This window comes from Dietzia sp. JS16-p6b (genome assembly GCF_003052165.1).
GTDB lineage: Bacteria > Actinomycetota > Actinomycetes > Mycobacteriales > Mycobacteriaceae > Dietzia.
This window is the reverse complement of record NZ_CP024869.1, coordinates 2,205,326-2,219,691: the sequence shown is the minus strand read 5'-3', so window position 1 is coordinate 2,219,691 and position 14,366 is coordinate 2,205,326. Positions and strand designations below refer to the sequence as shown.

Annotated in this window: 14 protein-coding genes and 1 pseudogene; 7 read left to right on the top strand and 8 right to left on the bottom strand. The window is 68.6% G+C overall.

What is annotated here, in order from left to right:
- Positions 1–13 precede the first annotated feature (13 nt).
- Positions 14–994 (top strand): 4-hydroxy-3-methylbut-2-enyl diphosphate reductase, encoded by a 981-nt coding sequence (locus CT688_RS10135; RefSeq protein WP_107758140.1) that lies wholly within the window; start codon positions 14–16, stop codon positions 992–994.
- Positions 995–1,007: 13 nt separating this feature from the next.
- Here the strand turns inward: CT688_RS10135 and CT688_RS10130 are convergent, their stop codons facing one another.
- Positions 1,008–1,499, bottom strand: a complete 492-nt coding sequence (locus tag CT688_RS10130; RefSeq protein ID WP_107756795.1) for a DUF6542 domain-containing protein — start codon at positions 1,497–1,499, stop codon at positions 1,008–1,010.
- A gap of 11 nt (positions 1,500–1,510) precedes the next feature.
- On the bottom strand, positions 1,511–3,022 hold the full coding sequence (locus CT688_RS10125) for an AI-2E family transporter (RefSeq protein ID WP_107756794.1): 1,512 nt from the start codon (positions 3,020–3,022) through the stop codon (positions 1,511–1,513).
- Between the two features lie 99 nt (positions 3,023–3,121).
- Here CT688_RS10125 and ychF point away from each other — a divergent pair, with 99 nt between their 5' ends.
- Positions 3,122–4,201 (top strand): redox-regulated ATPase YchF, encoded by a 1,080-nt coding sequence (gene ychF, locus CT688_RS10120; protein WP_107756793.1) that lies wholly within the window; start codon positions 3,122–3,124, stop codon positions 4,199–4,201.
- A 58-nt stretch (positions 4,202–4,259) separates the two neighbouring features.
- Here the strand turns inward: ychF and CT688_RS10115 are convergent, their stop codons facing one another.
- Entirely contained in the window at positions 4,260–4,796 is a 537-nt protein-coding gene (locus tag CT688_RS10115; protein ID WP_107756792.1) for a TetR/AcrR family transcriptional regulator, read from the bottom strand.
- Positions 4,797–4,880: 84 nt separating this feature from the next.
- Between CT688_RS10115 and CT688_RS10110 the strand changes: the two genes are divergently transcribed.
- On the top strand, positions 4,881–5,801 hold the full coding sequence (locus CT688_RS10110; RefSeq protein WP_107756791.1) for an SDR family NAD(P)-dependent oxidoreductase: 921 nt from the start codon (positions 4,881–4,883) through the stop codon (positions 5,799–5,801).
- A gap of 142 nt (positions 5,802–5,943) precedes the next feature.
- On the opposite strand, the gene CT688_RS10105 is transcribed toward CT688_RS10110, so the two are convergent.
- A complete protein-coding gene (locus CT688_RS10105; RefSeq protein WP_107756790.1) occupies positions 5,944–6,531 on the bottom strand; it encodes a YdeI family protein in 588 nt (195 codons plus the stop codon).
- 107 nt (positions 6,532–6,638) lie between these two features.
- Between CT688_RS10105 and CT688_RS10100 the strand changes: the two genes are divergently transcribed.
- Positions 6,639–7,307: a mismatch-specific DNA-glycosylase gene (locus CT688_RS10100; protein ID WP_107756789.1), complete on the top strand. Its 669-nt coding sequence runs from the start codon at positions 6,639–6,641 to the stop codon at positions 7,305–7,307.
- Between the two features lie 49 nt (positions 7,308–7,356).
- On the opposite strand, the pseudogene CT688_RS10095 reads toward CT688_RS10100, so the two are convergent.
- The 3 genes and pseudogenes from CT688_RS10095 to CT688_RS10085 all read right to left on the bottom strand — a co-directional run.
- A pseudogene (locus tag CT688_RS10095) lies at positions 7,357–7,851 on the bottom strand (nucleoside deaminase); the annotation flags it as partial.
- A gap of 84 nt (positions 7,852–7,935) precedes the next feature.
- Positions 7,936–8,142: a dodecin gene (locus tag CT688_RS10090; RefSeq protein ID WP_095719345.1), complete on the bottom strand. Its 207-nt coding sequence runs from the start codon at positions 8,140–8,142 to the stop codon at positions 7,936–7,938.
- Between the two features lie 151 nt (positions 8,143–8,293).
- Positions 8,294–10,528, bottom strand: coding sequence for an NADP-dependent isocitrate dehydrogenase (locus CT688_RS10085; protein WP_107756788.1), 2,235 nt, complete (start codon positions 10,526–10,528; stop codon positions 8,294–8,296).
- A 293-nt stretch (positions 10,529–10,821) separates the two neighbouring features.
- On the opposite strand from CT688_RS10085, the gene CT688_RS10080 reads away from it, so the two are divergent.
- Positions 10,822–11,598 (top strand): isocitrate lyase/phosphoenolpyruvate mutase family protein, encoded by a 777-nt coding sequence (locus tag CT688_RS10080; RefSeq protein WP_107756787.1) that lies wholly within the window; start codon positions 10,822–10,824, stop codon positions 11,596–11,598.
- 25 nt (positions 11,599–11,623) lie between these two features.
- Here CT688_RS10080 and arfB read toward each other — a convergent pair whose 3' ends face one another.
- Positions 11,624–12,067, bottom strand: a complete 444-nt coding sequence (arfB, locus tag CT688_RS10075; protein WP_107756786.1) for an alternative ribosome rescue aminoacyl-tRNA hydrolase ArfB — start codon at positions 12,065–12,067, stop codon at positions 11,624–11,626.
- A gap of 32 nt (positions 12,068–12,099) precedes the next feature.
- On the opposite strand from arfB, the gene CT688_RS10070 reads away from it, so the two are divergent.
- The gene (locus tag CT688_RS10070; protein WP_231750281.1) at positions 12,100–13,956 is read left to right on the top strand and encodes a lipase family protein; all 1,857 of its coding nucleotides are present in this window, start codon (positions 12,100–12,102) and stop codon (positions 13,954–13,956) included.
- Positions 13,957–14,025: 69 nt separating this feature from the next.
- Positions 14,026–14,364, top strand: coding sequence for a helix-turn-helix transcriptional regulator (locus CT688_RS10065; RefSeq protein ID WP_107758138.1), 339 nt, complete (start codon positions 14,026–14,028; stop codon positions 14,362–14,364).
- Positions 14,365–14,366 lie beyond the last annotated feature (2 nt).

The window sequence follows — 14,366 nt, the reverse complement described above, 5'->3', positions numbered from 1 at the left end:
GTACCCTGGTGCCATGACCGAGCAGACCGACATGATCGCCGAACCGGCAACCAAGCGAGTGCTTCTCGCGGAACCGCGTGGCTATTGCGCCGGCGTCGACCGGGCCGTCGAAACGGTCGAGAAGGCCCTGGCCAAGCACGGTGCACCGCTGTACGTGCGCAAGGAGATCGTGCACAACAAGCACGTGGTGGAGTCGTTCACCGACCAGGGCGTGATCTTCGTCGACGAGACGGACGAGGTCCCGCACGGCTCGAACCTGGTGTTCTCGGCCCACGGGGTCTCCCCGGCCGTCCGCGAGAGCGCCCTGCAACTGGAGTTGAACACGTTCGACGCGACCTGCCCGCTCGTCACCAAGGTCCACACCGAGGTCAAGCGCTTCGCCCGGGAGGGGTACCTGATCCTGCTGGTCGGCCACGAGGGCCACGAGGAGGTCGAGGGAACCGCGGGCGAAGCGCCCGACGTGGTGACCCTCGTCGACGGCCCCGAGTCCGTCGACGCCCTGGACATCCCCGTCGACACCGAGAAGTTGATCTGGCTCTCGCAGACCACCCTCAGCGTCGACGAGACCATGGAGACGGTCCGCCGTCTCAAGGAGAAGTACCCGACGCTGATCGATCCGCCGTCGGACGACATCTGCTACGCGACGCAGAACCGGCAGGTCGCGGTCAAGACCATGGCACCGCAGTGCGACCTGGTGATCGTGGTGGGGTCGAGGAACTCGTCCAACTCGGTCCGGCTCGTCGAGGTTGCCCTGCAGGCCGGTGCGCGCGACGCCCACCTGGTGGACTACGCCAAGGAGATCGACACCTCCTGGCTCGAGGGCGTCACCACGGTCGGGGTGACCTCTGGCGCCTCCGTGCCCGAACTGCTGGTGCGCGGGGTGGTGGACCTGCTGGCCGACCACGGCTACAACGATGTGTCCTCGGTGCGGACCGCGCAGGAGACCATCACGTTCTCCCTGCCCCGCGAGCTCCGGGTCCCCAAGAAGGTCTAGAGCGGCAGGGGAGTCACCGGCGCGCGTGCGCCGGAGCCGCCCGCCGCCGATGGGCCGGTGCCGGGCGGGTGCGCCGGGGTTCCAGGACGAACGCCCGGATCAGCGCGATCGCGACCACCACGAGTGTGGTGGTGAGCATCAGCGGGAACCTGGTCGCCAGCGGCAGGACCATCGAGATCATCTGCGACCGCGAGAAGGCCGCCGCGCTCAGGCCCGCCCCCGCGATCACCGAGGCCAGCGGGACCAGTACGGACATGATGATCGGCGGCTGAATTGCGGCGACGAACAGTGCGCGACGCGAGACCACCAGCACCGCGACCAGGCAGCCGAGGAAGTACCCCACGGTGAAGCCGGTCCCCAGGGCCCCGGAGAGCGAATCGATCGCCACCCCGGTGAGCGTGACGGCGACCGCGAGCAGGACCGCCGACCAGGCGGGGAGCCCACGTACGGTCGAGACGACGGACCTCTCGTCCGCGGGGACCCGTCCGCTCCTGCGTGTGTTCACGGGATGAGACTCTAACCGTCGAGTCGGCGAGCGAGGAATCTGCCGAAGCGCCGCAGCACGTTGGGCTTGCTCTCCGAAGGCGAGGGTCGGTTGCCGTACACGGCGTGGGGATCGACCGGACCCGTGGGAGGATTCGCGTGGTCGGTCGACGGGTCCTCGGCGTTCGGGTCGGGCGGGACCACCTCGTCGTCGATCGGCAGGGTCCCCACCACCGACCCACTCTCACCGGTCGCCTCGACCGACCCGCTGTCGGGTGCCCCGTGGGGATGTCCCGGCCGGGTGTCCTTGATCCCCGCCATGATGGCGCTGCTGCTCTTGCGCAGTGGCGCGAACCTCGAACTGGACATCTCGCCGAGCCAGGCCGTCAGACGCCCCTCGTCGGTGGCGGACGCGAGGTCGGATGCCGTCACGTCCCCGGTCCGCAAGTCGATCTGCTCACCGAGGTACCGGAGCATCACGGCGGCCACCGCCAGTATCGGCACCGCGAGGAACGCCCCGATGATGCCGAAGAGGGTGCCACCGGCGGCCACGCCGAGCAGGATCACGACGGGGTGCAGGTTCATCGCCCGCGACTGGAGGATCGGCTGGAGGATGTTGCTCTCGAGCTGCTGCACCGCGATGATCACGACCAGCACGATGATCGCGGTGGTCAGGCCGTTGGCCACCAGCGCGATGAGCACAGCCAGCGCGCCGGCCGTGAAGGCACCGACGATCGGGATGAATCCGGCCAGGAAGGTGATGACCGCCAGCGCCCACGCCAGCGGTACGCCCAGGATGACCAGTGCCAGGCCGATGAAGAAGGCGTCGACGAACGAGACGATCGCCTGCGCGCGGATGTACCCGCCGAGGGTGTTCCAGCTGCGGGTGAGGACCTCGGTGAGGTGGCGACCGGCGTTGCGGCCGGCGATCCGGCGCACGAACGGCAGGAACCGGGGGCCGTCCTTGATGAAGAAGAACGTGAGCACCAGGACCAGCACGAAGGTGATGAGGAGCGAGCCCACCGCGGTGACGCCGGTGAACACACCGTTGGCGATCTGGTCGCCCCGGTCCTGCAGCGTCGAGCTGAGCTGGCCCAGCACGCTGTCGAGCTGCTCGTCCCGGATGTTCAGGGGCGGGCCCCGGAGCCAGTCCTGGACCTCGCCGATCGCCTCGGAGGCCTGGTCCGCCAACTGGACGCTCTGATCGATGATCGACGGGGCGATCAGGGCGAGGATGCCCGCGACGGCCCCGAGTGAGCCGAGGAGGGAGATGAGCGCGGCAAGCGCTTTGGGGACGCCGTGGCGGGTCATCCACCCCGTCGGGGGCCAGAGGACCGTCGCCACGATGAGCGCGAGCAGGATCGGTAGGATGCCCACCCACAGCGCGCCACCGATCTGGCTGAGCAGCCATCCCGCGATGAGGAGGATGGCCAGGCGCAGCGCCCAGTCGGTGACCCAGCGCCCGCCCAGGCCGATGAGGACGGACCGGTCGACGTACTCCTCGTCTGTCCCGACCGGGGGAGGCGGTTTCGGCTCGTCGCTCATGGCACACATCCTGTCAGAGGTCTCGCCGACGCGCTCCCTGTGACCGCCAGGGGTGGCGGGCAGCGGGGACGCGGGGCCCGGGCCGTAGACTCAGGCCTCGTGAGTCTCACCCTCGGAATCGTCGGACTGCCCAATGTCGGTAAGTCGACCCTGTTCAACGCCCTGACGAACAACGACGCGCTGGCCGCGAACTACCCGTTCGCCACGATCGAGCCGAACATCGGGGTCGTGGACCTGCCGGACCCCCGACTGGCCCGGTTGGCCGAGATCTTCGGCTCCGAGCGGATCCTGCCCGCGGTGGTGTCATTCGTGGACATCGCCGGGATCGTCAAGGGTGCCAGCACCGGTGAGGGGATGGGCAACAAGTTCCTCGCCAACATCCGCGAGGCCGAGGCCATCTGTCAGGTCGTGCGCGTGTTCGACGACCCGGATGTGATCCACGTCGACGGCCGCGTCGACCCGATGGCCGACATCGAGGTGATCGCCACCGAGCTGATCCTCGCGGACATGGAGACCCTCGAGAAGGCCGTACCGCGCCTGGAGAAGGAGTCCCGCAAGGACAAGTCCCTGGTGCCGCAGCTCGAGGAAATCCGCAAGGCCCAGGCCGTGCTCGAGGACGGCCGGACCCTGTTCCAGGCGCAGGACGAGGTGGACCGCACACTGCTGCGGGACCTGCACCTGATGACGGCCAAGCCCTTCCTCTACGTCTTCAACGCCGACGAGGCCGTGCTCACCGACGCCGGGCGTCAGGCCGAGCTGCGCGCCGCGGTGGCTCCCGCCGACTGTGTGTTCCTCGACGCCAAGGTCGAGTCCGAGCTCCGCGAGCTCGACGAGGCCGACGCCATGGAGCTGCTCGAGTCGATCGGCCAGGAGGAACCGGGCCTGAACGCGCTCGCCCGCGCCGGCTTCCACACCCTGGGCCTGCAGACCTACCTGACAGCCGGGCCCAAGGAGTCGCGCGCCTGGACTATCCGCAAGGGCGACACCGCTCCCAAGGCCGCCGGCGTGATCCACACCGACTTCGAGAAGGGCTTCATCAAGGCCGAGATCGTGTCGTTTGACGACCTCGACGCCGCCGGGTCCATGGCCGCCGCGAAGGCCGCCGGCAAGGTGCGCATGGAGGGCAAGGACTACGTCATGGCCGACGGCGACGTGGTGGAGTTCAGGTTCAACGTCTAGACGGCCATCCATGACGGAGTCGGACGACCTTGTCGCTGTTCCGTGCCCGTCTGGCGACTCAGGTCGGGCTCAACCCCGCCAGAACCACCTCGAGTAACTGATCCCGGTCGCTGCCGTCCCCGAGCCGCACAGCGTGTTCGACTCCGCAGACGAGGCGCTGAACCTGGTCGAGCGAGATGTCCGGCCGCACAGCTCCCGCGGCAATCGCGTTGGTGAGTGTCGTCTGCGCGAGTTCGAAGAGTTCGTCGCGGAGATCGCGCACCGCGGTGGAAGTGTCGTCCGAGAGCAGCATGAGTTGTAGTCCCTCGTGCTGGAGTTGTCCGGTGGCCGTCTCCCGCACGAGCTGCGTGAAGGCACGGGTTGGGTCGGGCTCCTCGGCGGCGGCCCGGGCCTTGTCGACGAGTTGTTGCAAGGCCTCCAGGGTGAGTGCCTCGACCAGTGCGGTCACCGTCGGGAAGTGGCGGTAGACGGTGGCCACGCCCACGTCCGCCTGACGGGCGAGGTCGTTGAGGCGGAGCTCGGAGATCGGCTGCCTGCGCGCGGCCTCGAGGATCTTGGCGCGGGACCGCGCGGCGTCTGATCTGAGAGTGGGCACAGGCACACCCTACCAAAGTGGACTTCCTATCCGTTTCGACGCTATCCTCTAAGTGGATAGACAATCCACTTAGAGGAGTTCATCATGACCTGGGATCCCACCCGCCTGCCAGACCTCGCCGGGCGCGTCTATGCCGTGACCGGTGCGACCGGGGGTATCGGTTACTTCGCTGCTGAGCAGCTCGCCGCCGCTGGCGCGCAGGTGATTCTCGCGTCGCGGTCAGCTCGGAAGATCGAGGTGGCCGCGGCGGCGATCCGGGGTCAGGTGCCTGACGCCATCACCGGGTCCGTCCCCTTCGATCTCACGTCACTGGACTCTGTTCGCGAGGGCGCTGAACGGCTAGCGGTTCTGCCACGGTTGGACGGCATTTTCCTGAACGGGGGTCCCATGGAGTTCTCCGCCCGGGCGAGGACGCAGGATGGACTGCCCCTCATGGTCGGGGCCCACACGGTGTCCAATGTCGCTCTGGTCGCGAGGCTTCTCGACGCGTACTCGTCTCAGAATCGCGATCATCCCCTCAGGATCGTCCATGCCTCCACCGGGTTCGTTCAGCGGTTCCGCATGGAGGTGACGGACGTCCGCGCCAGGCCTCGCACCGGTATCGGCGCCTACATCCTGGCGAAGACGCTCACCGAACTGTATGCCTATGAGCTGGACCGGCGAGTGCGTGCCGCCGGCCTCCCGATCGCGTCCATCGTCACGCGACCGGGCGTGGGTGTTGACGCCAAGACGCCGCAGCGTCCGGGGATCCGGGACTCCACCGTTGCCTACCGGCGGAACCCGTATACGCCGTGGGCGCAGGGAAAGGATGCGGCGGCGTGGTCGGGTGCGCGCGCGCTGGCGAGCCCTGATGCCGTCGGTGGCGAGTTCTACGGCCCGAGGAAGCTTGCCGGGCCCCCACTCCGTCTGTCCCCCTCACTCCACACGAGCGCTCCGGACCCGGGCATCGCAGAACGGCTCTGGGCCGGACTCCACGACCTCGCCGGCACGCAGGTGCGCTTCTAGCGTGCGGACCAGTCAGCGCGTGACCATCGGAGTGGCTGAGGACCAGGACGGCCACGCCTGCGCTCAGCAGGGCGTCGAGGCCGTTTCACCGTGGCGACGGCAGCCCTCGTCGTCGTCACATCATGTCGCGTGGGGGACCTGATCACGGTGACGTGAGCCGCGCGATCAGCCGTTCGACCCGCCGCTCCAGCGTGGCGCCGTCCGGGGACACGAGCAGCGGGTGGATCGCGCTGTAGCGCTCGGCGCGGCTGAGCCGATCGAAGGCGGCTCTCGCCGCCGGAGTCGCCTCGAGCGCGGCCGCGAGGGCCCCGGGCAGCTCCGCGGTCGCGGCGCCGGCGTAGGCGCGGTCCCACCGGCCGTCGGACTGCGCCCGCTCGATCTCGGCGATCCCCCGAGGACGGAGTCGCCGGTCCGCGGCGAGGCGGGCGACGATCTCGACGTTCCGCAGCGACCAGATGGAGCGCGCGCGGCGGGGGGTGAACCGTTGCACGAACGTCGTGTCGTCGTAGGTCCTTCGTTGCCCGTCGATCCATCCGCTACAGAGTGCTTCCTCGAGCGCCTCGTGGTAGGAGAGCGAGGTGGGGCGAGTGACGCCCTTCTTCGCGAGCATCAGCCAGGTCCCGTCGCAGGTGTCGTCGTGTGTCGTGAGCCACTCCCGCCACTGATCGACGTGCTCCACGATCAGGGGTGAGTCGGGGCTTTGCGTCGCGCGGTTGTCCGTCGTGCTCATGGCTCGAGCCTGACAGGCCGATAGGTCAGATGGCGTCCTCATTCCGGGATCGCGCGCTCACTGGACCGTGCGGCGCGCACGCGTCGCGCCGCGCTAGCCTCGCAGGCATGGCTCAGTTGGTCGTGACCGGCATTCCACGGCGCCCCTCACCGATGGGCGGGCGCCGCCCGAAGCGCGACGAGCTGGCCCGGTTCGCCACCGCGGACCCACACGCGGTCGACGACGTCCTGCCCGCCGACGCCGAGCAGCTGCGACTTCTCATCGTCGGGGTCAATCCGGGCTTGTGGACCGCGGCCGTCAACGCGCCCTTCGCGAGGCCGGGAAACCGGTTCTGGCCGTCACTGCACCGGGCGGGGCTGACCGATCACGTCGTGGATGCCGCGGAGGGACTGTCGGCCCCGGACGAGCAACAGCTCCTCTCGCGGGGGCTCGGGATGACGAATCTCGTGGGCCGGGCGACCGCGAGGGCGGACGAACTCACCCGGGAGGAACTGCGCGCGGGCGCGGAGCGCGTGACGACGCTGGCCGGGGAACTGAAGCCCCGAGTCGTGGCCGTCGCGGGGATCACGGCCTTCCGGACCGCGTTCGCACTGCCGAAGGCTGGTTACGGGAAGCAGAACACCTCGGAGGTCGCTGGGTGGCCCGGCGAGGTCACGCTGTGGGTGCTCCCGCAGCCCAGCGGGTTGAACGCGCACGAGACTCTCGACTCCCTGGCCGAACACTGGCGGGAGGTCTGGAACGCGGTCGAGGAGAGTCGGCACTCCGCCGCGGGCTGACGCGCCACCGACCCGTAGGCCCTCGGGTGACGTTCTCTCCGCGACCGGAGCGGACGGACTTCTCGACCAGAACCCGGATCTCCTCCGCCAGGGCGGGGACCGGGCCTGACACGGGGATTCCCGGGGCCACGTCGCTGATGCCGAGCGGAGAGAGCGGCCCGGGCTCCATGCCGAGATCGGCTTTCCAGCCCGCATACTGAGCACCGCTGGAGGCGAAGACGATGCGCCCAAGCCCCACGAAGGCGTGGGCGGCGCTGCACATCGCGCAGTGTTCGCCGGAGGTGTATACGACGCTGGCCGCGCGTTCCTCCGGCTGCATGTTCTCCGCCGCCCATTTCGCGATCGCGAACTCCGGATGGCTGGTGGCGTCCCCGCTCGATTCGCGGTTGCGGTCCTCGAAGCGCACCGTCCCGGCCTCGTCCACCAACACCGACCCGAACGGCTTGTCCCCCGCCTCCAGCGCCCGCCTCGCCAGGTCGACACAGCTGCGCAGGTGGACGAGGTCGTCGGCTCCCACAGGGCGGGAATCGACCGTGGTGTTCACCGGGTCTCCTTGCAGGGTGGCTCCGCGCGACGGCAGCCGGGCGCGACGGTAGTAGGTGATATGGGGAGTCAGGTCCGACGACGCTCAGGATTCGTGTCGGAACCCGACCTTGATGGTCACCTGCCAGTGGGCCACCCGGTCGCCGTCCAGCTTTCCGCGGACGGACTGCACCTCGAACCACTCGAGGTTGCGCAGAGTCTTGGATGCCTCGGCGATGGCATTGGCGACGGCGGCGTCGGTTCCCTCGGGGGAGGATCCGACGATCTCGGTGACGCTGTAGACATGGTTCATGGTGCCCTCCGGATAGTGTGACCGGGCTCACCCTATCGCGATCCGCGACCTCGCTGCGTCGGATGCGATCGCCCCCGTACGACACCGCCCCCGTCGGCGCGCGGCCGGCGGGGGCGATCAGGTCGTACAGTCGATCAGCCGAGCTGTCGAGTCATCCGCCGAGGCTCTCGAGGGCGGCGTTGAAGGTCGCGCTGGGCCGCATGACCTCGCGCAGCTTGTCGACGGAGGGCTGGAAGTACCCTCCCAGGTCGACCTCTTTGCCCTGGACCTCGAGCAGTTCGCCGAGGATCGTATCCTTGTCGGCCGTGAGCTTCTCGGCCAACGGGGCGAAGTGTGCGGCCAGGTCCGAATCGTCGGTCTGCTCGGCGAGCTCCTGGGCCCAGTACAGCGCGAGCCAGAACTGGCTACCCCGGTTGTCGAGCTCGCCGGTGACGCGGGACGGCGACTTCCGGTTCTCCAACAGCTTGCCGGTGGCGGTGTCGAGCGTCTTGGCCAGGATCGTGGCCTTGGGGTTGTCGTCCTTCCGGCCGAGGTCGTCCAGGCTCGCCCCGAGAGCGAGGAACTCACCGAGCGAATCCCACCGCAGGTGGTTCTCTTCCACCAGCTGCTGGACGTGCTTCGGCGCCGACCCTCCCGCGCCGGTCTCGTAGAGCCCGCCGCCCGCCATGAGTGGGACGATCGACAGCATCTTGGCGCTGGTGCCCAGCTCGAGGATCGGGAAGAGGTCGGTGAGGTAGTCGCGCAGGATGTTGCCGGTCACCGAGATGGTGTCCAGGCCACGCCACGCGCGCTCGAGGGTGTACCGCATGGCACGCACCTGCGACATGATCTGGATGTCCAGGCCCTCGGTGTCGTGGTCCTCGAGGTACTTCTTGACCAGCGTGATGAGGTTGTTCTCGTGCGGCCGGTACGGGTCCAGCCAGAAGACCGCGGGCATCTCGGACGCGCGGGCGCGGTCCACGGCGAGTTTGACCCAGTCGCGGATCGGTGCGTCCTTGACGGTGCACATGCGCCAGATGTCGCCGGCCTCGACGTTCTGGGACAACAAGACCTCGCCGGTGGCGGCGTCGACGATGTTCGCGACCCCGTCGTACTGCACCTCGAAGGTCTTGTCGTGGCTGCCGTACTCCTCGGCCTTCTGGGCCATGAGGCCGACGTTCGGGACGGTGCCCATCGTGGTGGGGTCGAACGCCCCGTTGGTCTTGCAGAAGTTGATGATCTCCTGGTAGATCCGTGCGAACGTGGACTCAGGGATCACCGCCTTGGTGTCCTTCTTACGGCCGTCGGCACCGTACATCTTCCCGCCGATGCGGATCATCGCGGGCATGGACGCGTCGACGATGATGTCCGAGGGGGAGTGGAAGTTGGTGATGCCGCGCGCCGAGTCGACCATCGCGAGCTCCGGCCGGTACTCGTGGCACCGGTGCAGATCCTCGATGATCTCCTCCTTCTTGGAGGAGGGAAGCGAATCGATCTTGTTGTAGAGGTCGACCATGCCGTTGTTGACATTGATGCCCAGCTCCTCGAACAGATCGTGGTGCTTGGCGAAGGCCTCCTTGTAGAAGACCCTCACGGCGTGACCGAACACGATGGGGTGGCTGACCTTCATCATGGTGGCCTTGACGTGGAGCGAGAACATGACGCCCGTCTCCTTGGCGTCGTTGAGTTGCTCCTCGTAGAACTCGAGCAACGCCTTCTTGCTCATGAACATCGAGTCGACGACCTCGCCCTTCTCGAGGGGGACCGTCTTGAGGACGTGGGTCTCGCCGTCCGGGGTCACGACCTCCATTCGTGCGTCGCAGGCCCGGTCGAGGATGATCGACTTCTCGCCGGCGTAGAAGTCGCCGTGCGTCATGTGCGCGACGTGGGTCTGCGACGCCATCGACCACTTGCCCATCGAGTGTGGGTTTGCCCGGGCGTACTCCTTGACAGCCTTCGGGGCGCGGCGGTCGGAGTTGCCCTGGCGGAGCACCGGGTTCACGGCACTGCCCAGGCATGCCGAGAGCCGCTCGGCGGCCTCGACCTCCTCCGGGGTCTTGGGATCGTACGGGTACTTGGGGATGTCGTAACCCTTGGCCTGGAGCTCCGCGATCGCGGTGTTCAGCTGGGGCACCGAGGCGCTGATATTGGGGAGCTTGATGATGTTGGTGCCGGGCTTCTGGGTCAGCTCACCCAGCTCGGCCAGGTTGTCGGGCACCTTCTGCTCGTCGGTCAACCGGTCGGGGAACGCGGCCAGGATGCGGGCGGCGACCGAGATGTCGCTCGTCGTGACGTCTATGTCGGCGGCGTCCGCGAACGTGCGGACGACCGGGAGGAAGGCCTCCGTGGCCAGTCGTGGTGCCTCATCGGTGAGGGTGTAGATGATCTTCTGTCTGCCTTGGGTCATGTCGGCTCTCTTCGTTTCAGGCTGATCGTGTTCTTGTGGAACGGCATCAGCACGCCTGCACCATCATCACCCGAGCCGGGTCGGCGTCGCCATAACCCCCGGTGTGGTCGATCGGTGCACATGCGCGTTCGGTGATCGTCTCGGCGTCACCCTGCACTGTGACCGACAGCGCACGCCTTCGCGGCGTTTTCCGGAGTTGGGGACCCCGACCGGGGCGTGCCCTCCGGTCCCGAACGCGGCGTGCCGAACAGGCCTAGGCTCGTGGGACAGCTACAGCCGAGGAGGCGTCGACGATGACCGATGTGGATCGACGAGCACGGGAACTGGCAGCTCTGCACGAGTCGGGCGACCTGATAGTCCTCCCCACCGTCTGGGACACCTGGAGTGCCCGGATCGCCGCGGCCGTGGGGTTCGAGGGACTCACCGTGGGGAGCCACCCGGTCGCCGACGCGATCGGGAGCGCCGACGGCGAACAGATGGATTTCGGCGAGTACCTCGAGGTGGTGGGCAGGATAGCCAGTTCGGTCGACCTCCCGGTGAGCGCGGACGTGGAATCCGGCTACGGACTCGCCCCGGACGAGCTGATCGCCCGCCTGCTCGAGGCCGGCGCGGTCGGCGCCAACATCGAGGACGTGGTCCACGGTGAGGGCGACCGGGTCCGCGACAAGCACGAGCACGCCGACTACATCGCCGCCGCCCGCCGGGCGGCCGACGACGCCGGGGTGCCCTTCGTGATCAACGGCCGCACCGACGCGGTCAAGTTGGGCGGCGAGGTCTTCTCCGACCCTCTCGCCGAGGCGGCCGAGCGCATCGTGCTGATGGAACAGGCGGGTGCGCGCTCGGTCTACCCGGTGGGCCTCACCTCCGCGGATCAGGTGACCAGGCTCGTGCGGGCGGTCTCGATCCCGGTCAACGTCACCGCTCATCCCGTGAAGGGCCACGGCGCCGGTGACCTCGCCGTCCTCAGGAACCTTGGGGTGCGAAGGGTGTCGTTCGGCCCGCTGTGGCAGATGTGGCTCACGAAGGTCTCCACCGAACAGCTCTCCTACTGGGCCGGCCCCGACCAGTAGCGGGTTCAGACCGTAGGGGGTGGCGTCAGTCCGATGCGCCCGGGCGTCTCCGGGCCGCTTTGGCCTGTGAGCGTCGACTCTTCGCCTCCAGTCGACGTAGGCGCGATCCGTAGGTCGGCCGTGTCGGCCGCCGGACCGCGTCGGGGGCGAGCGCCTCCCGGAGCAGGGCCGCGAGTCGGTCCCGCGCGGCCCGCCGATTCTGCCGCTGGGACCGGTGTTCCGACGCGGCGACGGTGAGGACGCTGCCCGCGAGCGACGGTGCGAGCCGGTCGAGAGCGCGGTCGCGTTGGGCGTCGTTCAGCGCCGTGGTCGTGGCGAGGTCCAGGCTCAACTGCACACGGGAGTCCGTGGTGTTGACACCCTGACCGCCGGGTCCCGAGGACCGCGAGAACTGCTCGACGAGCTCTCCTGCGGGCACGCGGAGACCGTGGGAGAGGCCCGGGCCGGGCATCACTCGCAGATCGTCCATGACGTCCAGTGTGCGCCGCCGACATCCCCGGCATGACCATGACGCACGCTGGTAAGGGATATCTTCACATCTGGGCGTTCCGTGCCGTCGGCATGAGGATCCGAGCCCGGTGCGAGGGGATGACGATGAGCGAGAAGGTCGACGAACGGGTCGGGAGGAACAGGCGGGCCGCGGGGATCATCCTGGCGATCGCGTCGATCGCCCTGGGAGCCCTGGTGATCCTGGCCCACCTCGACCTCCCGGAGATCGTCAGGCTTGCGGGGATCGGTCTCGTCGTCGTCGGACTCGCGACGGTGATCGGCGTCGACGGCGCCGGACACTCCCGGCGGTGGACGCGGATGCTCACCGGTGTTGCCATGGTGGTGGCGGGAATCGTGGTGCTGGTGTGGCAGTCCGCGAGTATTCGCAGCCTGCTCTGGGTCATGGTCACCGCGCTGATCGTGCACGGGGTCCACACGATCGTGGCGGCGGTCCGGAGCGAGACCGACCGCCGGGTGGCGGGACTGTTCAGCGGCACCGCCGCCGTCCTGTTGGGGCTGTTGTGCCTGGTCTGGCCGGTTCTCGCGATCGAGCTGATCAGGTACGCGGTGGGCGCGTGGTTGGTGTTCGTGGGGCTGCGCGGGCTTGTGGATCCATGGTTCCACCGCCGACGGTCACGAGCGACCGACAGGGCGGAGTCGGGACTCCTCCGCCGATGGGGACGGACGATCCTCGCGGTGACGGTCTTCCTGGTGGTGGTCGCGCTCGCGATCGGCAGCGCCGTGCTGCTGCGCGGGGACGACCGCCCGGCACCCGACGGTTTCTACACCTCTTCGGAGCCACTACCCGCCGAAGCCGGAATGCTGCTCAAGGCCGAGACCCTCACCGTCGGCGTCCCCCCCGGGGCCGACGCCTGGCGCATCCTCTACACCAGTACAGCGCCGGACGACTCCGTCGTGGCCGTGAGCGGCACCGTCATCGCCCCGGGTGACCGCACCGCGGACCCCCTCCCGCTGCTCAGCGTCGCGCACGGGACCACCGGCATCGTCCCGCGATGCGCGCCGTCGCTGAGTCCCACCCCGTTCGCCGATGGTGCGGGAGAGGCGCTCACGCAGATGGTGATCCAGCACGGCTGGGCGGGGGTGATCTCGGACTACTCGGGTCTGGGCACGCCGGGAATGCACCCGTACCTGGTCGGAGAGGTGGAGGCGCGCAACGTCCTCGACGCCTCCCGCGCCGCGCAGCAGCTCGACGGCCTGAACCTCAGCAGCGAGACCGTGGTCTGGGGGCACTCCCAGGGCGGGCACGGTGCGTTGTGGACCGGCCAGATCGCCGAGGACTACGCCCCCGAGCTCACGGTGCTCGGCATAGCCGGTATGGCCCCCGCCACCGACCTCTACACCCTCGCCGAGATGAGCAAGGGCGAGGTGGGCGGTAAGACGGTCTCCGCCTACATCGCCCACTCGTGGAACGAGGTCTTCCCCGAGCTGGATCTGGCCGGGCGGCTCAACCCGGGCACCGCGCACGGCGTGGAGAAGATCGGCGAGTTGTGCTTCAACGAGCAGGACGCGATCGCCGCGCTGGTCCGGGGGACCCAGATCCCGGAGCAGGTGTTCCCCGATTCGGTGCTCGACGGCGATCTGGGGGAGAAGCTGCGGGAGAACTCGCCGACCGGCCCGTGGCCGGCGCCCGTGCTGATCGCCCAGGGGCTGGCCGACCCGCTGGTCAAACCGGCGATGCAGCAGGACTGGGTGGACGCCAGATGCGCGGACGGTGAACCGCTCGACTATCGGACCTTCCCCGGCCGGGACCACAACGGAGTGGTCGCCGCGGACTCCCCGCTGACCCCGCAACTCGTCTCCTGGACCCTCGACCGCTGGAACCGGGTGGCCCCCACGCCCACCTGCTGAGCAGGTGCCGCACAACGTCGAGGCGACGAGAGTCTTGATAATTTCCTATATAGGAATATGATCCCTGTCATGGCACGCGCATCCACCACCTCGGACGTGTTCAACGCGATCGCCGAACCACAGCGCAGGGAGATCCTGGTGCTCCTGCGGGAGGGTGAGCGGCCGGCGACCGAGGTGGCTGTGGAGCTGGGGATCACCCAGCCCGGAGCCTCCAAGCACCTGCGCGTGCTCCGCGAGGTCGGCCTGGTGCGCGACCGACGCGAGGGCAAGCAGCGCATCTACCACCTCGATCCCGGCGGGCTCCGACCCGTCCACGAGTGGGTCGGCGGGTTCGAGCGGTTCTGGAACGAGAGCTTCGACAGGCTGGACGACTACGTCCGCGAGATCGCGCGGGCCGAGGAGGAATAGAC